The sequence below is a fragment of the Saccharococcus sp. Marseille-Q5394 genome, from assembly GCF_946901335.1.
Taxonomy (GTDB): domain Bacteria; phylum Bacillota; class Bacilli; order Bacillales_A; family Planococcaceae; genus Sporosarcina; species Sporosarcina luteola_C.
Window position 1 is genome coordinate 1,019,302 of the sequence record NZ_CAMPPQ010000002.1, and the last position, 19,678, is coordinate 1,038,979.

The following is a 19,678-nucleotide window of genomic DNA, read 5'->3' on the forward strand; positions in this document are numbered from 1 at the left end:
TTTCATTATTTGCGCAATGCCCCAAGTTCGGCTGCAATGGCTTGCATTTCATTCGGAGTGATCGTGTCCCTTTTCATGACCATCTCGTACATGTAAACCAAGTCCTCATACTGGGAAGTGCTGAAGTTTTCAGCTTTCATTGCATCCACATTGACCATACGAAGTTTCTCTTTGATCTTTTCAATCATATACGTTACGTTTTCAGCTGTTGGTTGAGATAGATCCATAATGTAGTCCGCCCTTCATTAGCATCGGATTTAATCATTACATTAATCTTACTTGCTGTCAACCGGTGCTGGTTTCCCCATTTTTTCGGCTTCTTTTTCCTCTTCAATCTTCGCTTTGAATCGTTTTGTCTCCATTAGGATGATGCCTGACAATCCAAGAAGACCGATCAAGTTAGGAATCGCCATCAAACCGTTCAGTACGTCTGCAAGAAGCCAAACGATGTCAAGGGATACAAGAGATCCGACGATGATGAACGCTACAAAGGCAATACGGTAGCCCAATACTGCTCCGTTTGTAGGGAAAAGGTATTGGAAACATTTTTCTCCATAGTAGCCCCATCCGAGTATAGTGGACGTTGCGAAGAATACGATACCGATTGCGACGATGATTGGACCAGCATCCCCAAGGAATGTTCCAAATGCCTGGGCAGTCAAGGCGCCAGCGTCAATCGATTTGTCTTGCCATTGACCTGACATGACGATTGTGACTCCAGTAATTGAGCAGATGACAAGAGTGTCAAAGAAAACTTGCGTCATGGAAATGAGTGCTTGGCGTCCAGGCATATCTGTTCTTGCAGCCGCCGCCGCAATCGGTGCGGAACCGAGCCCAGCTTCGTTCGAGAAGAGTCCACGGGCAACCCCGAAACGGATAGCAGCCCCTATTGCGCCGCCTGCAGCAGCCTCTCCTGTAAATGCAAACTTGAAAATTGTAGCGAATGCCTCAGGAACTAAATTGATATTCATGACCATGATTATTGCACCGGCGATGAAGTAGAAAAGTGCCATTATCGGTACGAAGAATGCAGTAACTCGTCCGATTGATTTGATTCCTCCAAGGATGACGAGACCCCCGAAGATCAATAAGGCAATTCCAGTAACTAAATGCGGGACATTGAATGTGCTATTCATGACATCCGCGACTGCTTTCGATTGTGTACCGTTACCAATACCGAAAGCTGCTAGCGCTCCAAATATTGCAAATGCGACACCGAGCCATTTTTTCTTTAGACCGTGTTCCAGATAGTACATTGGTCCACCGGCCATTTCACCTTTGGAATCCTTAACGCGGTATTTGACTGCAAGGATAGCTTCCCCGTATTTTGTAGCCATTCCGAAGAAACCTGCGAGCCACATCCAGAAGACGGCTCCCGGACCGCCCATGTATACTGCAGTCGCGACACCGACGATATTACCGACACCAACTGTGGCGGCCATCGCGGTCATCAGCGCCTGGAACTGGGAAATATCACCCTCAGCTTTTTTATCATGCTTGCGGGAAAATACTTGTTTCAGTGAATATGGCAATAAACGAACTTGGATAAATCCGAGTCTTACAGTTAAAAAGATACCCGTTCCCACAAGTAGGACAAGCAGCGGCGGTCCCCAAATAAATCCACTCGCCTTGTCCAAAAAGCCTGTGATTACATCCATCATACTACCCCCTGTTTTGTTTGTCTTTTTGATTCGGAATTACTTTTCAATCAAAAACATTCACCTCGTCTATCGACTCCCTCCCGTGAACACCATCTAATGCATTAGACTATTAAGAATATTGATAGTGTTATGGTTAATATGCCTTAACTGCTTCACATTAGTCAAGACTTTTTTATGGATTCGGAGTGATTGTTTGTTTTTTCATCCCGAGGGTATAATGATATATGCAAATTAGAATGATATTGGAGGGTATTACGTGGGAAATAGCAAATTTGGAAAATTTATCTTGTTGGGTGCCATAGTAGGCGGAGCTGTAAGCATGTTCGATAGAAGCACCCGTTACCAAGTGAAGAGAAAATCAAGCGCGATGATCGAGCAAGTAGGATATTATTCAAAGAATCCGGATGTACTGAAAGATAAGCTGCAACAACAGAAAGACAAGTACTTATCAATATACGAACAATTTTCAGGTGATGCTGCGTATATTAAGAATCAGGTCGAAGAGCTTAAAACGTTGACTCCGCAAGTGAAAGATCTGGTTGTCGGCACGAAAGATGCCTTTGTTGATTCGAAAGAGGAATACAAAGAGATTGTGAACGAGTCGAAAGAAGGTATGGAAGCAAAAAAGATATAAGCCCTGGAAGGAGTGAGTCGCATGTGAAGCATACAGACCGGTTACCTCCGAAGAAAGTTACGTACCCATCCGAAGAAGACAAGAACGGGTTCATGGCGAATTCCAAAGTCATGAAATTCCTTGATGATGTAAAGGATGGAGATTTGGAAAAATTCGATGTCACGACGTCGAAGGGATTTTGGAAGGAGCTCCTCGTGAGAATCAAGATGGTGGATATCACCGGATTAGGTTCTCAGTTGGCCTTCTTTTTCCTGTTGTCCCTTTTTCCACTATTAATCTTTTTGATAACACTATTGCCATTCTTGAGCATCGATGAATCTCAGGTATACCTGTTCATAAGGGATTATGCGCCTGAGAGTGTTTATACACTTATCCATGACACACTCGAGGAAATATTGAAAAACCGGAATGGGGGACTCTTATCAATTGGGGCCTTGGCAACGATATGGTCTGCATCCAAAGGAATGAACGCTCTTACTAAGGCAATGAACCGTTCGTATCATGTAGAGGAAACAAGGTCGTTCCTAGTAGCGAGAGCAATGTCAGTCGTATTTACAGTCGCTCTAATTGCCGTATTAATTGTAGCCCTTCTGTTATCGGTATTCGGTCAACAGATCGGAACTCTGGCATTCTCCTACTTTGGAAATGAAGAAAGCTTCCTAAGGCTCTGGGGCAGCCTGCGATGGGTTATACCTCCAATTCTGATCTTCCTTGTCTTTTCTGCACTTTACTGGGTCGTTCCAAATCTGAAGATCCGATTGAAAAGTGCGTTGCCCGGTGCGTTTTTTGCAACAGCGGGTTGGATATTAACATCTCTGGCGTTCTCCTTTTACGTTGGGAACTTCGCCAATTACTCAAAGACGTATGGAAGCATCGGAGGAATAATCGTCCTCATGATGTGGCTCTATTTTTCCGCAATCATCTTAATGCTTGGCGGACAATTGAACGCGGTCATGACGGAACGGAAGCAAGCAAAAATTGCGAAAGAAAAGAGCAATGCAGTCGGTTGACATGCATTGCTCTTTTTGTCATTTATTCTACTTTATTCAACATCCGCAATCCATTCAAGATGACGAGGATCGTGCTTCCCTCATGACCGATGACGCCTAACGGCAGATCTACGACTTGCATGAAATTGGAGATGATCAGAATAGCGATGACCGCGACGGAAAAGAAAACGTTTTGTTTCACAATTCGGTTCAACTTTTTAGAAACCTTCACCGCGTATGAAATGCGTGCCAGATCGTTTTGCATGAGGACGACATCTGCCGTTTCCAATGCAACGTCGGTGCCTTCACCCATCGCTATGCCGGATGTGGCTGTCGCCAAAGCGGGAGCGTCATTGATGCCGTCTCCTACCATCCCGACTTCTCCATGTTCCTTCAGAAGCTTCTTCAGTTCCTCTACTTTTGTTTCGGGCAGGCATTCTGCCACGTACCAGTCCAATCCTGCTTCATTGGCAATCGTTCTCGCAGTCTTTTCGTTGTCGCCTGTCAACATGATCGACTGTATTCCTAGATGTTTCAGATCTTTGATCGCACGGAATGCTTCAGGTCGCAGCGTATCTTTCAGTGCGATGACAGCGAGAATCCCTGTCGCATCTTTCATAGAAACGACTGTCTTTCCTTCATTTGAAAGGTCATGGACAATTCCGTCATGAAATTCATCAATCAATTTCGTCCCGACAAATTTCGGATTGCCGACGAGGATTTCACCGGAATTGGTGAATGCACGTATTCCATATCCAGGAACGTCCTCGATTTGTGGGCTCACTAACTGGGAAACCCCTCGCTCTTCGGCATATTTTACGATGGCGACTGCTAGTGGATGATTCGATTGTGCTTCTATGCTTGAAAGAAGGGCGAGAGCATGGTCGGAATCCGCGCTTTCACGAATGATAAAATCGGTCACGACCGGCTTCCCGGCAGTCAATGTACCGGTTTTGTCGAAAGCGATTGCTTTCAATGAACCGAGATGCTCCAAATGGATTCCGCCTTTAAACAGGACACCTCTTTTTGCACCGTTTGAAACGGCAGCTAACGTTGCAGGCATGATTGATGCGACGAGCGCGCAAGGGGAGGCGACGACCAACAGGACAATGGCCCGGTAAAATGTCGTCGTCCAATCCCAGGCGAATAGATAATGTGGTAAAAACATCATAATGATGACCGTGATAATGACGACTTTCACGTATGTGCCTTCAAATTTTTCGATGAATTGCTGGGAAGGTGACTTTTCACTTTGTGCATTTTGGACAAGCGTGATGATTTTCTGGAACAATGTTTCCGAACTTGGCTTCGTCATTTCGACTTGAATGGCTCCACTTATATTGACGGTGCCTGCGAACAATTCATCATCCTTTGCTTTCGTGACAGGTACCGATTCGCCATTAATGGCTGACATATCGACAGAAGTCGTCCCTTGGATGACAACGCCATCGACCGGAATCCGCTCTCCCGGTTTTACAAGGATACGTGAGCCGACAGACAGGGAGGCGGTAGCCACACTTACTGTTGATCCGTCTTCCTGGATGAGCCATGCTACCTCAGGCTGCAGTTCCATTAAAGAGGAGATTTCCTTATGGCTTTTATTCAGAGTATACGTTTCTAAGGCTCCACTAATTGCGAAAATGAAAATCAGGATGGCCCCTTCAGCCCAATAACCGATGATGGCTGATCCGATTGCTGCGAATACCATCAGCATCTCTACATTTAACTGCTTATCGGCAATCGTTTCCTCAATACCTTCTTTCGCTTTTGCAAAGCCGCCAATTAGAAAGGCGATACCATATAAGGAAATGGAAATCGTTGAAGATCCATCTTTTCCAATCAGCCAAGCCGCCAAAATTAAAATTCCCGAAACGATTGCTGCGACAAGTTCCAAATGAGTGGTCCAATGAGCCGGGCTTTGCATTGAGTCATTCGCTTGTGTTGTCATTTACTAACCTCCCATTGAGAATGAATTTCATCTTCATTTATTTGGTACAAGTTGAAAGTTTAGTATTGGCAGTGCAATACAGGTTTTTTTAGATGAAGCGATAATGATTATGATATTATAATTATTATAATTAGTAGTATAGCATGTTCAGAGAAAATGCGAAACTCATAACTCCACATAAAAAAACGGCACATCAGTAAAGATGTGCCTACAGTCTCTTTTCTTTTAAAATAGAGATATAGCTACAATGTTGATTTGCGCTGCGAGCGGACGCTTTCCGCGGGCACGGCTTCAGCCGCTTCCCTCGCTGCGCTCAGTCCAGGGTCTTCAGCTCGCGCTGTTCCTGCAGGAGTCGCCGCTCTCCGCTCCAATCAACGGTGTTTTCTATTAACTGAATGAGGTGATGGATATGATGACAAGGAATCAAATTAATGAACGCGAACAGTTGGAAATGCTGACCATAGAGCAGTTGGTTCCTCATGACCAGCTGGTGCGCAAACTGGATGCCACCCTTGATTTTTCCTTCATCTATCCATTAGTAAAGATTCTTATTGTCTTTGCCGATGCCAAAGAAAAGCATGGCATACGATGGACAACGCTCAGGGGACTTAATAAAATGTCCATGCAGGCGATGCTGACTTTTGCTGCCTTAAATCTTAAGAAGCTGGCCAGTTGGACGTGGAGAGCGCCGGCTATGGAGCTGAAATGATACCCCTGTCTTAAAGGATTTCCAGTTGATTGGAGTGCAGGGCGGCGACTCCTGGGGGATTAGCGCAGCGTGAAGACCCCGCAGGAAAAGCCGTAACGAAGAACGGCTTTTGCGACCAAAAGCGATAGCGTTGGGAGCACATCCGAGGAGGCTGAGGGCAAGCCCCCCGGAAAGCGTCCGCCCGGAACGGAAATCAACGTCGCGTCAGTCTAACGTTTTTGCATCAATGCGTCTTATAATACAAAAGGGATGGAAATCAATTCGATTTCCATCCCTTTTGTAGACACTCTGACGGCACATCAGTAACGATGTGCCGGGTTAAAGTCAATTAGCTAAAAACCTTTTCTTTGAATTGGGATAGTTTTTCAAGCGACGATTGATCTACATCTGCGTGCAGGCTGTTTCCGTGTGAATCCATCGTGACGACGGCTGTAAAGTCCTCGACACGTAAATGCCACATCGCTTCCGGAATGCCGAATTGGAGAAGATCAACGCCTTCAACCGCTTTAATGCAGTCTGCATAATATTGTGCAGCTCCGCCGATTGCGTTCAAGTACACTCCGCCATGTTCCTGCAGAGCAGCAAGTGTTTTTGGTCCCATTCCGCCTTTTCCAATTACGGCGCGGATTCCGAATTTCTTCATGATGTCACCTTGGTATGGTTCTTCACGAATCGATGTCGTCGGTCCCGCCGCTACGATATCGTATCCGCCGTCCTCATTCTTCAGGACGACCGGTCCGCAATGGTAGATGATCTGGCCATCTAAGTCGACTGGTGCGTCATTCTCCGAAAGATGCTTATGGATTGCATCGCGTCCCGTATACATGCGGCCGCTGATTTTAACGACATCCCCGACTTTCAGGTCACGGATCTGCTCTTCGCTGATAGGGGCAGTCAGTTCGACGACGCGGGACGACTGTTTCACTTCGGCTTGTCCTTCTTCTTGTTCGAATGAAAGCTTTTCACCTTCATTGTAATGCCAATTTGTAACGGAGCCTGTTGCCGGATCGAGATCTACAGCCATCCGGCGGTAAGCCCAGCAATTGTATGCGACGGAAACATAGAAGCTGGCCGGGATGCGGTGCATGACACCGATTTTACATCCTAGTAATGTTGCCTCGCCGCCGAAGCCCATTGTGCCGATGCCAAGTTTATTTGCAGACTCGAGTATATAAGATTCCAATTGTGCGAGCTCTGCGTTCGGATTTATATCATCCACAGCACGGAATAGTTGGTCTTTCGCTAGCTCATAGCCCGATGTCCGGTCGCCGCCGATGCCGACTCCGATGAAGCCCGCGGAACAGCCTTGCCCTTGCGCTTGATAAACGGAGTGGAGGATGCATTTGCGGATGCCGTCAAGATCTCGGCCCGCACGGCCTAAACCATCCAATTCCGTCGGCAGGCTATATTGGATGTTTTTATTCTCACAGCCGCCGCCTTTAAGAATCAATTTCACTTCAATATGGTCGTTTTCCCACTGTTCGAATTTAATGACTGGAAGGCCGTCGCCGAGATTATCTCCACTGTTTTCTCCAGTTAATGAATCAACGGCATTCGGTCTCAGTTTGCCATCTATCGTTGCTTGAACGAGCGCTTTTTTGATGGCTGCCGTGATCTCCAACTGATTGACTCTAATTGGGGTTTTGATTTTAAAAGTCGGCAATCCTGTGTCTTGGCAAATTGGAGAGAGTTTATCATCTGCCATATTGATGTTCTTCGCTATTGTATCAAGGCTCATTGCAGCCCGAGTGCCTGCATCTTCTTGTTCTCTGGCCGCCTTTACTGCACGACGGACATCCTTCGGAAGATTTGTGGACGTTTCGCAAATAAGGTCATACATACTTTTCTCAAGCTGTTCTATGTACATTCCCATTTCCCCCTAGAGCATCATTGATCTTTTTTTAGTTTATTCATCTGGTTTTCCAGTTCATCGACCAAACCGATAAGCTGATCGATATCATCGAGGTCTGTTGTTTCGGGTTCAATCGATTCAAGCTTCTCCAAAAATTGATGGAGACGATTTTTCAACTCGTTTACATGACTGTTGCTTTGCTTGTTGTCCAAGAAGTACACCTCTTTTCGTCATTGTAATCGTATACGAATTACAGGTTTTTTTCAATGAAGCAGAAGGTTATGGATATAAAATGATAATTCTGCTAAACAAAATCTTTACAATAGAAAAACAACATGCTATACTACAAGTAATCAATTGGAAAAGGAGGCCGTAGTGTAGAGACGAATCGAATCCTTACGAAAAGGAGGGGATCCGTTAACGTTTGACGGCCCTAGCCGATAAACGCCTACGAATTATATGCAAAATGAAAGTGAAGGTTCCATTCATACGTAAAGGCCCAGCCGTATTCTGATATCAGATATGGACTGGGCCTTATTCATTTATTACAAGAATTCATACGTCTCGACAACTTCGATTGAATCGATGACCGATTGGAGCATTGAACAGTTCTTCGCTGTCAATTGCATGATCTTCTCCATCTGTTCGTCTTTAATCGTTTCCCTTTCAATGAGGAAGTGAAGATGAATCTTCTCCACACGGTTTGCGAACTCCTCATTCCGGACAACTTCTTTTACCTCAATACTGATATTTTCCGCTGGCATTCTTTTTCTTTCAAGGATTTTGCGTAGAACGCCTCCGCTGCATACTGCAATGGATGAAACTAATAGCTGGTAGGGACGGAATCCATATTCGTCATTGGCGGAAATTTGCAGTTTGCCGAACGATGTTTCCGTTTCAAGACCATTTTCAGTCATATCGAATTTCATTCAAACCAATCCTCCTTATTCCACTTGTGCTACTATTGTATAGTAATTTCTCATAATTAAGGAGCGTATTGCTTATGCTTACTACATTATCCGCCCAACAGCGGCGGTTTTGGATACTTGTTATCATCGTTTCGATTTCAGGCTTTTCACAAGGCATGTTATTGCCGCTCATCTCAGCCATATTCGAGCGTGACGGGATATCAAGTGCATTGAATGGACTGAATGCAACTGGCTTATACATAGGTACGCTTCTCGTGTCGCCTTTCATGGAAGCGCCATTACGTAAATACGGATACAAACCTGTCATCGTACTTGGCGGCGTTCTCGTCTTTTCATCATTGCTCCTTTTCCCGTTATGGAAACATGTCGTTTTTTGGTTCATCTTACGATTGTTCATCGGGATTGGGGATCATGCCCTTCATTTCTCAACACAGACGTGGATTACGAGTACATCGGAACAGCATAGATTGGGCAGGAATATCGCAATATACGGCTTGTCATTCAGCTTGGGCTTTGCCGTAGGTCCGCTTTTTGCGCCGCTCGTCACTATCCATGAAGGATTACCATTCATCGTCTCAGGCTTATTATGCATGTCTGCATGGCTGCTCGTCTTTAAATTGAAAAATGATTTTCCCGAAGTGATGAAGGGGAATGTGGAAGCGGGAAGTTTTGTAAAACGGTCTACAAGCACAATCGCCATTGCATGGATCGCTTTTTTAGGCCCGTTCGGGTATGGGTTCCTGGAATCTTCATTAAATGCGATGTACCCGGTGTATGCGTTGCGTAGTGGGATGGAGCTCACATCCGTTTCCATGATCCTTGCCATATTTTCAATAGGAGGCATCGTTTCACAATTGCCGCTCGGTATGCTTTCGGACAAGTTCGGGAGAAGCACGATCCTCCCGATGACATATGGGGGCGGGGCAGTCGCATTCTGGGCTGCAAGCATGATGGGGAATTCAGTCCCATTCGTCATGGTGACTGTCTTCATCGCCGGCCTATTCGTCGGGTCCATCTTTTCACTTGGCATTTCCTATATGTCCGACCTGACTCCGAAGAATTTATTACCGACCGGTAATTTGCTTTGCGGCATCTTTTTCAGCATCGGGAGTCTGACTGGTCCGTTTGCAGGCGGGCTCTTCCTTGAATTCGTCGAAAACGTCAGTTATTTGCTCATCATCTCCGTTCTGTTCGGGGTGTTGTTTATCATCTCGCTTTACGGTACAAGAAGAAAAAGAACTCTTACTTAAAGGCAGCAAAAGATATACTAACGGATTCGGTTGATGGAGTAAAACAATAAAAAACACAGTGTTCCGGGACGCAATTCATATGCAAATGAATTGGCGTCCCTGTTTGTGTTGCATCAACCTCTAGAAGCTTAGAATTAGCAACATCACATAAATTTATGTACCTTTGTTAACTTCATTGTTAAACATTTGCTAATTGGATATTTAAAAGCTGGAAGACTTGAAATCTATGCTAAAATAAATTGAAGATTTCGAAATACTTGTATTCAACACAAACAGGGCAGGGTAATTGAAGAGTTGATTTTCCAAAGACAGGTGGAAACAATATGTTAATCACTAAGAATAATGGGTTTGGTTTTCTTGATTTTCTTGTAGTAGAAGAATATGAAATATATGATTATCATCGATTAGCTGGTTCATTTGCGGTAATAAAGTGTGATGAGAAATTTCTTTTATGCTATAACACTTGGAGAAAACAATGGGAATTGCCAGCGGGGAATAGGGAAGAAAACGAAACACCAAAGGAATGTGCAATCAGAGAACTTTACGAGGAAACTGGTCAAATTGTTTCAGATTTAGAATTTAAGGGTTTATTAAAAGTTAAAAACCTATCGAATGATGAAGTGAAATATAATCCAATATATTTTACTACTCTTGATGAACTCCAACCATTTCAAGAAAATAGTGAGACATCTGTAATAAAGTTATGGAATCTAAAGGAACTGGTTGGATATGTAGATGAGGTAGACATTAAAATATTTGACTATATTAAATAGAATTTTGCTTTGGTTCTTGGTAAACGAACGGGTGCTTTACCAGAAGATTGTTGAGTTGTCTAGACCGTTCTATTTTCTAATTCAACTAATGGAGGTTAGTTGAAGGGCGTTGTTTAACTTTTAATTTACACATTGCTACGGGGGGACTTATGAGAATTCACTATTATTTAGGTTGGTTTAATAATTTATTTCCAGAGAATCTGGGTAGGGTGTTACAGGAAGATATAACTGATAGAAAATCGCTTGCCATGATTAGCTCGAATCCATCTATTTTTGAAGATGATGGTGCTACTGAACGGTCGTGGCTCAATCAGGCTGGCATTATGTTTGATGAGTATCATTTAATTAATTACCGCGTACAGAAGGAAGATGCCCAATCGATAATTCAAAATGCTTCCGTCATTTTCTTGTTGGGTGGCAATATTCTTAATCAAAATAGTTTTTTGATGGAATATGAATTATCGGATTCGATTAAAGATAGCAACGCCGTTGTGATGGGAGCAAGCGCTGGAGCAATTAACATGTCCGCTAAATTTTTATGCTCGAAAAACTTTGGAGATGAAGTTAAAATGAGCTCTGTTTACGACGGAATCGGTCTTGACAATTTTTCCATCCTGTCTCATTTTGATCTTGAAAATAACATGGCTTTGGTTCAAAGCGAACTATCTCAACTATCGGAAGAAATAGATATTTATGCGTCGAATAAAGATTGCGCTGTACGTGTAAAAGGAGACAAAATCGACGTTTTTGGCAATGTTTTTTTAATTTCCGGTTCAAAGATTCAGAAATTAGATGAGACACTCTAGCCGTAGTGAATGGCTATGACTTAATTGAATTAATTTCATTATGCAAAGCCTCTATTTTTAATTTAGTGAAGGAGAACTAGGTAAAATAGGGTTGTTCGGAAAGCATAGATGTGCAGAGCGATATACTACAATCGGCACAATTCTGGTATTAGGACTTACATGGACCGTACAGCAATAGGGCCAGATTGTGGAAGACCTTTCTTCAAAGTCAATTAGAAACTATGTTAAAAGGATGTAATAGATATTGTGTTGGGTCGTACTTTAACTAGGGGGTGTAAAAATGGATTTCCTACTTTGGATAACTGTTGGTTTCATTGTGATCGGATTTGTTGTTCTCGTTTTTATGAAAAAAAGTATGGAAAGGAAGCTTTCTTTAATAATAGAAAACGAGGAAAGTCTGGAGAGTGAACAGACTTCAACTAAACCTATTGTTTGGTGGATATGGGGAGCCGTTCTTTGGGGAATAGTAAGCATCTTTTTAACCGTATGGTCTTTTTCCGTTTATACGTAAAAGGGATTTTTGGGGACAGTGAAATCCTTCTTTATGAAAGACTGTATTTATAAAATCGGGCACGAGCGCAGGAAATGTGTCTCTTATTTCTTCGGGTGTTTTAATTAACCTCAGTAAATGAAACTTTTTCATTCAATTGGCTGTAGTACTATATAATCGCCAAAATTGAATGAGGAGGGGTATCTTGAGGTATTTGAAGCTTTTAATAATCCTGGTTGCTATTTCAACGGTATTCATAACGGCTTGTAATCCTGGAGAGGAGGGGGGAGAAGAAAGGAAGGAAAAGAATATTGAGCAAGGCGTCAAACTGTTGAAGCCAAAGGAATTACCCGATGCTTTTCTAAACGGGGACTATGAGAGGGTGTACAGTCAGACGAGCAAAACGTTTCAGGATCAAGTTAGCTTGAAACAGTTCCGTAAGTCAGGTGAAAAATTTAATAAAGGTGTTACAAAATATATATTACAATCTGAAAATCCTTATGGTAATGGTGCCAAGCAATATAGTTGGATAGATGAAAGTGGTTCTAAAGGAATGATGGCAATCGTTGGGGAGGATGATAATTTCCACATATTGCAGATGAAGCCACTCGATGCGTATCCGGAAACTGACAACATATATACGGAAACAGTATTTGATTTTCCTTTTCAGGATAAGTGGTTTGTGTTTTGGGGAGGTACAAACAGTCTGCTTAATTACCATTATGAATTTGAAAACCAGCGCTATGCTTACGACTTTTTGATAAGGAATGACTACAGCACGTACGAAGGGGATCCTACCTTAAATGAAAGCTATTTTGCATTCGGCAAGGAATACTTGGCTCCGGCTGATGGAATAGTTGTGAAAGTAGAAAATGGTGTAGAAGATAATAACCCAGTTGGTAAAATGAATCGGGAGCAACCTTTCGGGAATTATGTCATCCTTGATCATGGTAATGAGGAATTCAGTTATCTCGTTCACTTTAAGTACCAATCGGTAGTAGTAGAGGAGGGGGATAAGGTCAAGAAGGGTGACCTACTCGGACTAGTTGGTAACTCAGGGAATTCCAGTGAACCGCATATCCATTTTCATGTGGCTGATTCTCCGGACCCGACGAATTCAAAAAGCATCAATATTAGATTTGACAGGGAGGATAAATTTAGCCAAGGCGATTTTGTAGAATAAGCAAAATCCATAAAAAGACCGCCTATTCCATATTCGAATTGGCGGTCTCTATTGTGAGTTATACTGCGTTTCCTATTCATCGAAAGGGATGCTTTCATTTCACCGCAAAATCGAATTCACATTTTCATATTCCATGACAAGATCGTCCAATGAACGGAATTCATATCCCGCTTTCTTGGCGTCGCGAATGAAATCCGGCAGTGCTTGCGCGTTATCGGGCGATACGGTATGCATAAGAATGACTGCTCCAGGATGAAGCTGATTCATCAACTCATTGTAGGCATAGTCGCGGCCGCGCGGTTTATTGGCATGCCAATCAATGAAAGCGACAGACCAGAACATGTGACGGTAGCCCAGCTCATTCCCTTTGCTTAATACAGCATCATTGAAAATCCCTTCAGGCGGCCTTGCATACACCGTCCGCTTTACCCCTGTCGTTTGATAAAGCAGCTCATCGAACTTTTTCCATTCCTCTTCCATTCTAGCTTCGGACAGATTCGCCATATTCGGATGCCCATAAGAATGATTTCCGATGATATGCCCATCCTTCACCATGCGTTGAACGAGGGGGGCGGCGCTTTTCAAATAATGTCCCGTCAGAAAGAATGTCGCTGGGACGTCTTCATTTTTCAATGCGTCCAAAATCTTTTCCGTATAGCCATTTTCATAGCCATTATCGAAGGTCAAATAGGCAATCTTTTCGTCAGGACTGCCTTTATATATAGCGCCATGCTTTTCAAGCATTGATTCCAAAGCGGGTCCTGCATTCGGAGGGACGCCATTCGTCGCCTTTTTGAAACCCCAATGGAATTCTTCCGCTTTTGCTGCGAACGGATTGAACAAAATACCGACAACGATTATGAAGGCAGCCATAAGTATTCCAGGTCCATGTTCTTCAACCATAGATTGCACATCTCCTTTTTGAGTAGGATGTGCGGAAATAAAGGAACTATACGCTTCTACAATAGATTGTCCAGTGCCAAGGACAACACAGGGAAATCGAATTCAAAGCCGTCTGCCAAAAGCTTTTCAGGTGTCACATATTGACCTTCCAATACGAGAGAACTCTTTTTCCCGAGAGCCAGCTTCATGATCGGAGAAGGAGCGGGGAACCAATGCGGCCGATGTAGAGTGGCTCCGATCATCTTCCCGAAATCATCCATCCGGAGAGGGAACGGAGCGGTGACATTGACAGCGCCTTCCAATTGGCTGTTTTCCATAATGTGCAGAACCGCTCTTGCAACATCTCGCACATGCACCCAAGAAACCCATTGCTGTCCGGTTCCTACTTTACCGCCAACGTACATTTTATACGGCAGGACCATAAGCGGCAAAGCACCTTCATCTTTCCAAAGGACGAGTCCGAATCGAGTAAATAAAGTCCTTATCCCAAGATCATTTAACGACTCCGCCTTCTTCTCCCAATCACTCACTGTCTTACCGAGAAAGTCCGTAGCAACTTCAGCAGATTTCTCCGTATAAATGGCTGCTTCGGAAGCAGGGTATATTCCGATTGCACTGGCATTGATAAAGAGGGACGGTTTTTCATCCAACTCGCCAATGATCCGGATCAATTCATCCGTCGCTTCCATCCTGCTTTCATAAATCCGTTTCTGATGAGCCTCTGTCCAACGCCCATCATTAATTGAAACACCCGCAAGATTAATGAACACATCCGCTTCGCCGATCTCATTCTCCGGACTAGCACCATCATGCAGCCAAAGCACATACTTCACTTGCTCGCTATCGTCTTTCTTCTTCCTTGAAAGAACAATGATTTCATGACCATTTTTCAAAAGTAAGTCTGTAATATGCCGTCCAATAAAACCCGAACCACCAGCAATAACAACTTTCATCTATATTCCCCCTTATTTCAATAAATAAGTATGTGAGAGATGTATTCCGGATTGGAGCGGAAGGCGGCGACTCCTGCGGGAACAGCACGAGCTGAAGACCCCGCAACGAAGCAAAGCGTAGTGAGGAGGCTGAAGCCGTGCCCGCGGAAAGCGTCCGCCTGAAGCGCAAATCCAGTTTGGAACTACAAAGCTGACCTCTTCGACCAGAACATGTATACTTATAGATAGCGAGGGAGGTCGACTAGATTTGCCTGTTATTACGAAAATAACACAACAAAAACGTGATAGCGAACGTTATAATATATTCCTTGACGAAACATATGCCTTCAGCGTCCATGAATCCGTTCTCGTCAAATTCGGACTCACAAAAGGAATGCAACTTGACGAATGGTCGATGGACGAAATCACATACGAAGACCAAATCGAAAAAGCATTCAACCGCGCACTCCACTACCTTTCCTTCAGAATGCGAAGCGAGTTTGAAGTGAAAAAGAAACTGAAAGACTTGGAATACGGGGAAGCAGTCATCCTCGAAGCAATCGTGAAATTAAGAAGGCTCGGATTCCTTGACGACGAAGCATTTTCCGAAGCATTGATGCGTACTCAAAAAAACGCTTCAAACAAAGGTCCGAAAGCGATCCAACAAGAATTGCAGAAAAAAGGGGTCGGGAAGGAGTTGCAGCAACAAGTGCTAGAAAGCTACTCAGAAGAAGAACAATTTGCAGTCGCAAAGAAATTAGCTGAAAAGGCGGCTAGGACGAACAGTTCAATCGCTCCAGCACAATTGAAGCAAAGAATCCAAAATGCGCTTGCCCGAAAAGGGTACTCCTTTGAGTTGATTAGAAGTGTTTTGGAAGAAATAGATTTCGGCAGGGATGAAGACGAGTGGGATTCGATCATCAGCTCTGTCGGTGAGAAGGCGTGGCGCCGTTATCAGTCGAAGTTTTCCGGATATGAATTAAGAAGACGGATAAAACAGGCGATGTACCAAAAGGGAATACCATTCGAACGAATAGACAGTTTCATCGAAAAAAAGGAGAACGAAGAAGATGGAGACTAAAAAATATAGTGAAATGAATGAACATGAGCTGCGGTCGGAAATCGGCAGTCTGATGGAAAAAGCGCGCAAGGCGGAGCAATTGGGTATGATCAATGAGTTCGCCGTCTATCAGCGCAAGGCGCTCATGGCGAAATCCTATATGATCGATCCGTCAACAATCGTTCCTGGTGAAATCTACAGGATCGAAGGCGACGAGGGCGTCTTTTTCCATGTTGACTATTTGAAAGGCCGTTTCGCTTGGGGATACCGTTTAGGCGGCGAACGTGCAGAAGAAGCGTTGCCGATCGCGATGCTGCAATCGGTTAAGACGGGTAAATAATAAGATCCATGCAAAAGCTTGCCGATTATATATTCGGCAAGCTTTCTCATGTCCTTTTCTACGTTTAGCTCCAGGCGCCCTACGCTTTTATCAGGAATTCGGAATGAAATTCAGTTTTTTACGGAGCTTGTCCTCCGAGAAGATCCACCCTGTATACGAATTGATCACTTCCATATCTTCATTAATATGCGCAACAGCGACGAACGGATAATAGCTCTTGCTCCGATAACGCAAATCGATGAGACGGACTTCATACAAATGCCCGACATGTGAAACGGACCATCTGTAGATTGGTGAGAAAGATACGAAAGCCTGTATATTCTTATCTTCCATCGCCGCATCGATATAAGGCGTTTTCGGCATCGGCTCGCGTTCGAATCTGTCATATATATTGACGGAACGCCCGTATGCCCGTCCGACGTAGTGACAATTCTTATTGGATGCGGCAACTCTCCATTGGAAAAAATGCATCGTCGGCGCGATGAAAATATCATCAGCATCCGGAATTGTATTGCGGACAGCATGTTTCACCGCCGCTTTGACGGCGAAACGCAATAAATAATAGAAGAAAACCACTATATACATAAGCGAGAAGGTCAGGACAGGTTCAGCGCCGAACATCCATGCAATGATTGCGATAATATGCAACGCAAAAATGATCGGATCGAATGTATTGATGACCCCTATGGCGACCCATTGATTGGAAAATGGCCGTAACGCCTGTGTGCCGTAAGCGTTGAAGATATCTACAAAGACATGTAAAAAAACCGCTAAGAAAGTCCATGCCCACAGATGAAAGAATGCCGCCTCTGGGAAAATGAACGACAGCAAAACCGATATGATAAGCGGCCAAAGCAGGACTGCCGGCACGGAATGGGTAATTCCACGATGGTTCCGTATATAAACCGCATTATTCCTCAATTTAAGAACAGTATCAACATCGGGTATCAATGAGCCAGATACGACGCCCATAAATACCGCCGTCATAGTGACGGAATCTGAGGCTACGACTGGATCCGCCAGTGATAAACCGCAAATGGCGGCACCCATGACAATATGTGTTCCTGTATCCAAAAGATCACTCCTTTACATAGCCACTGAATTGGCAGTGAAGCGTAACACACGCAATCATAATTCTTTTATTAGTATATACCCTATTTTTCAGTAACGAAAAGCATATGCAAAACGGAGGTAATCATGCAACTCTTTGAACGGAAACTTGAAAGTGAATTCAGGAAGGCACTCATCACATGGTATTTGGAAGAAAAGAGGGATCTGCCATGGAGAAGGACGTCGAATCCTTATCATATATGGGTATCTGAAGTGATGCTTCAACAGACACGTGTAGAAACGGTCATCCCTTATTACGAACGGTTTATTGAGAAGTTTCCGACGCTTGCCGACTTGGCCGCTGCGAAGGAAGAAGATGTTTTGAAGTTGTGGGAAGGTCTCGGATATTATTCCCGCGCTAGGAATTTGCAATCAGGCGTGAAGGAAGTTGTAGAGGAATATGGAAGCCGGATTCCCAAAAATCGAAAAGATATATCCCAGTTGAAAGGTGTCGGACCGTATACTGCCGGCGCTGTGCTCAGCATCGCATTCGGCGTTCCCGAGCATGCTGTAGATGGGAATGTCATGCGAGTTTTATCCCGGATCTTATTAATCGAAGAGGATATCGCCATTCCGAAAACACGGAAGATATTCGAGGAAGTCGTCATGGCGTTAATTGACAAGGAAGATCCTTCATCGTTCAATCAAGGTCTGATGGAGCTTGGGGCGACGATATGTACACCAAGACCGAATTGCCTTCTTTGCCCGGTCCGTGATTTTTGTACAGCGTTCCACGAAGGAAAGCAGGAGGAACTTCCCGTAAAATCGAAAAAAGCGAAGACGAAGACAGTCCCTATTCTTTCAATCGCCATCCGGAATATCAATGGGAAATGGCTATTGAGGCAACGACCATCGAAAGGGCTCTTAGCAAATATGTGGGAGTTTCCGATGGTGGAAAATACATCTGGATCTATCGAAGAAATTGTGAAAGCCGAGCTCGACTTAGACATCCGCTCGATTACACCATTGACTGATTTCAGACATGTCTTCTCCCATCTTACTTGGGAAGTGAAAAGTTATTTGGCAGTGACGGAGGATCGGGCTCCTGAAGGTTTCGAGTTCTTTTCGGAGGAAGAAGTGGAAGCATTGCCAAAGGCGGTTCCCGTGATGAAAATTTGGGACGAAGTGAAAAATCCAATGATTACCTAAAAAAATCCCGGAATAAAAAAACGGGCATTGAACATCATAGTGGTTACGGAGGTGAAAATCCATGACAAACAAAAATCGAAACAACTCTAACCAACAAACAACGCAAGCTTCGTTCACAAAACCAAACAAAGTCAAACAAGAAATCATGTCTGAAGAGTTTGGATCTGAAACAGACGTAAACGAAGTTCGCCAACAAAACCAACAATCGGAAATGAACAAAACAAACGTTTCCGGCGGAGCAGGAAGTTTCGGTAAACAGTCGAAATAATGGATGGACATCACCGGCCGGCAGCAAAAGCTGCCGGTTTTTTATATATCTGTATCGAAGGGTAAACGTTTCAATTTTGATCGGCCAATTGGTATAATGTACGAATATTAGGGTTTCCGACATTTAAAGGTGGTTTTACTGATGACAATACCGAAAGAAGGCGAAACGATACAGGTACATAGCTATAAGCATGATGGCAATATCCACCGTGTGTGGCAAGAGACAACCGTTTTGAAGGGGACGCGGAATATTGTGATCGGGGCGAACGAACGGACGCTTGTCACAGAAGCGGACGGCAGGACATGGCTGACAAGGGAGCCTTCAATCTGTTATTTCCATGCCGAACATTGGTTCAATATCATTTGCATGCTTCGCGAAGATGGGGTCTATTATTATGTGAATATGAGTTCACCCTTCGTATATGACCATCAAGCACTGAAATACATCGATTATGACCTTGATGTGAAAGTGTTTCCGGATATGAGTTATTTGATCCTGGATGAAGATGAATATGATGACCATAAAAAGAAGATGAAATATCCAGGTGTCATCGACCAAATACTGAAGCGAAATCTGGATAAACTTCTTATGTGGATCAAACAGCGCAAAGGGCCATTTGCACCGGACTTCATAGAAGTATGGACTTCCAGGTATCAGTTCTATAAACAGGTAAAGAAAAATGACCAATGAGA

General features: G+C 43.9%; 21 protein-coding genes and 1 pseudogene. 13 read left to right on the top strand and 9 right to left on the bottom strand.

What is annotated here, in order from left to right; all coding sequences use genetic code 11:
- Window positions 1-5: 5 nt before the first annotated feature.
- Window positions 6-227: a DUF1128 domain-containing protein gene (locus tag OC538_RS15670; protein WP_251696430.1), complete on the bottom strand. Its 222-nt coding sequence runs from the start codon at window positions 225-227 to the stop codon at window positions 6-8.
- Window positions 228-275: 48 nt separating this feature from the next.
- Window positions 276-1,658, bottom strand: coding sequence for an alanine/glycine:cation symporter family protein (locus OC538_RS15675; protein ID WP_251696428.1), 1,383 nt, complete (start codon window positions 1,656-1,658; stop codon window positions 276-278).
- A 259-nt stretch (window positions 1,659-1,917) separates the two neighbouring features.
- Between OC538_RS15675 and OC538_RS15680 the strand changes: the two genes are divergently transcribed.
- Window positions 1,918-2,295 carry a YtxH domain-containing protein gene (locus tag OC538_RS15680; protein WP_262177210.1) on the top strand — a complete coding sequence of 126 codons (378 nt, stop codon included), beginning with the start codon at window positions 1,918-1,920 and terminating at the stop codon, window positions 2,293-2,295.
- Window positions 2,296-2,318: 23 nt separating this feature from the next.
- Window positions 2,319-3,305 (top strand): YihY/virulence factor BrkB family protein, encoded by a 987-nt coding sequence (locus OC538_RS15685; RefSeq protein ID WP_316044314.1) that lies wholly within the window; start codon window positions 2,319-2,321, stop codon window positions 3,303-3,305.
- Window positions 3,306-3,327: 22 nt separating this feature from the next.
- On the opposite strand, the gene OC538_RS15690 is transcribed toward OC538_RS15685, so the two are convergent.
- Window positions 3,328-5,232 (bottom strand): heavy metal translocating P-type ATPase, encoded by a 1,905-nt coding sequence (locus OC538_RS15690; RefSeq protein WP_262177212.1) that lies wholly within the window; start codon window positions 5,230-5,232, stop codon window positions 3,328-3,330.
- A 553-nt stretch (window positions 5,233-5,785) separates the two neighbouring features.
- Here OC538_RS15690 and OC538_RS15695 point away from each other — a divergent pair.
- A pseudogene (locus OC538_RS15695) lies at window positions 5,786-5,941 on the top strand (transposase); the annotation flags it as partial.
- 328 nt (window positions 5,942-6,269) lie between these two features.
- On the opposite strand, the gene OC538_RS15700 reads toward OC538_RS15695, so the two are convergent.
- From OC538_RS15700 to OC538_RS15710, 3 genes are all read right to left on the bottom strand, one after another.
- Window positions 6,270-7,808 (bottom strand): fumarate hydratase, encoded by a 1,539-nt coding sequence (locus OC538_RS15700; protein ID WP_316044315.1) that lies wholly within the window; start codon window positions 7,806-7,808, stop codon window positions 6,270-6,272.
- A 20-nt stretch (window positions 7,809-7,828) separates the two neighbouring features.
- Window positions 7,829-8,005 (bottom strand): SE1561 family protein, encoded by a 177-nt coding sequence (locus tag OC538_RS15705; RefSeq protein ID WP_251696423.1) that lies wholly within the window; start codon window positions 8,003-8,005, stop codon window positions 7,829-7,831.
- A 333-nt stretch (window positions 8,006-8,338) separates the two neighbouring features.
- On the bottom strand, window positions 8,339-8,722 hold the full coding sequence (locus OC538_RS15710; protein ID WP_262177214.1) for an OsmC family protein: 384 nt from the start codon (window positions 8,720-8,722) through the stop codon (window positions 8,339-8,341).
- Between the two features lie 74 nt (window positions 8,723-8,796).
- On the opposite strand from OC538_RS15710, the gene OC538_RS15715 reads away from it, so the two are divergent.
- From OC538_RS15715 to OC538_RS15735, 5 genes are all read left to right on the top strand, one after another.
- Window positions 8,797-9,972, top strand: a complete 1,176-nt coding sequence (locus OC538_RS15715) for an MFS transporter (RefSeq protein ID WP_262177215.1) — start codon at window positions 8,797-8,799, stop codon at window positions 9,970-9,972.
- 323 nt (window positions 9,973-10,295) lie between these two features.
- The gene (locus OC538_RS15720; RefSeq protein WP_262177217.1) at window positions 10,296-10,745 is read left to right on the top strand and encodes an NUDIX domain-containing protein; all 450 of its coding nucleotides are present in this window, start codon (window positions 10,296-10,298) and stop codon (window positions 10,743-10,745) included.
- Between the two features lie 149 nt (window positions 10,746-10,894).
- Entirely contained in the window at window positions 10,895-11,551 is a 657-nt protein-coding gene (locus OC538_RS15725) for a Type 1 glutamine amidotransferase-like domain-containing protein (RefSeq protein ID WP_262177218.1), read from the top strand.
- Between the two features lie 280 nt (window positions 11,552-11,831).
- Window positions 11,832-12,062, top strand: a complete 231-nt coding sequence (locus tag OC538_RS15730) for a hypothetical protein (protein WP_262177220.1) — start codon at window positions 11,832-11,834, stop codon at window positions 12,060-12,062.
- 184 nt (window positions 12,063-12,246) lie between these two features.
- The gene (locus OC538_RS15735) at window positions 12,247-13,224 is read left to right on the top strand and encodes a M23 family metallopeptidase (protein ID WP_262177221.1); all 978 of its coding nucleotides are present in this window, start codon (window positions 12,247-12,249) and stop codon (window positions 13,222-13,224) included.
- A gap of 99 nt (window positions 13,225-13,323) precedes the next feature.
- On the opposite strand, the gene OC538_RS15740 is transcribed toward OC538_RS15735, so the two are convergent.
- Both OC538_RS15740 and OC538_RS15745 read right to left on the bottom strand, forming a co-directional pair.
- Window positions 13,324-14,127, bottom strand: coding sequence for a polysaccharide deacetylase family protein (locus tag OC538_RS15740; protein WP_262177223.1), 804 nt, complete (start codon window positions 14,125-14,127; stop codon window positions 13,324-13,326).
- A gap of 56 nt (window positions 14,128-14,183) precedes the next feature.
- Window positions 14,184-15,080 carry a TIGR01777 family oxidoreductase gene (locus OC538_RS15745; protein WP_262177224.1) on the bottom strand — a complete coding sequence of 299 codons (897 nt, stop codon included), beginning with the start codon at window positions 15,078-15,080 and terminating at the stop codon, window positions 14,184-14,186.
- 247 nt (window positions 15,081-15,327) lie between these two features.
- Here OC538_RS15745 and recX point away from each other — a divergent pair, with 247 nt between their 5' ends.
- Both recX and OC538_RS15755 read left to right on the top strand, forming a co-directional pair.
- Complete coding sequence (gene recX / locus OC538_RS15750; RefSeq protein WP_251696409.1) at window positions 15,328-16,140, top strand: recombination regulator RecX; 813 nt, start codon at window positions 15,328-15,330, stop codon at window positions 16,138-16,140.
- Complete coding sequence (locus OC538_RS15755; RefSeq protein ID WP_251696408.1) at window positions 16,130-16,459, top strand: YfhH family protein; 330 nt, start codon at window positions 16,130-16,132, stop codon at window positions 16,457-16,459. Before recX ends, OC538_RS15755 begins: the two co-directional genes overlap by 11 nt.
- 90 nt (window positions 16,460-16,549) lie before the next feature.
- Here OC538_RS15755 and OC538_RS15760 read toward each other — a convergent pair whose 3' ends face one another.
- Entirely contained in the window at window positions 16,550-17,533 is a 984-nt protein-coding gene (locus OC538_RS15760) for a metal-dependent hydrolase (RefSeq protein WP_262177226.1), read from the bottom strand.
- Between the two features lie 123 nt (window positions 17,534-17,656).
- Between OC538_RS15760 and mutY the strand changes: the two genes are divergently transcribed.
- The 3 genes from mutY to OC538_RS15775 all read left to right on the top strand — a co-directional run bounded on the left by mutY (window position 17,657) and on the right by OC538_RS15775 (window position 19,676).
- Window positions 17,657-18,718, top strand: a complete 1,062-nt coding sequence (gene mutY, locus OC538_RS15765) for an A/G-specific adenine glycosylase (protein WP_262177228.1) — start codon at window positions 17,657-17,659, stop codon at window positions 18,716-18,718.
- A gap of 61 nt (window positions 18,719-18,779) precedes the next feature.
- Window positions 18,780-18,986 (top strand): gamma-type small acid-soluble spore protein, encoded by a 207-nt coding sequence (locus OC538_RS15770; RefSeq protein WP_251696405.1) that lies wholly within the window; start codon window positions 18,780-18,782, stop codon window positions 18,984-18,986.
- Between the two features lie 141 nt (window positions 18,987-19,127).
- Window positions 19,128-19,676, top strand: coding sequence for a DUF402 domain-containing protein (locus OC538_RS15775; RefSeq protein ID WP_251696403.1), 549 nt, complete (start codon window positions 19,128-19,130; stop codon window positions 19,674-19,676).
- Window positions 19,677-19,678 lie beyond the last annotated feature (2 nt).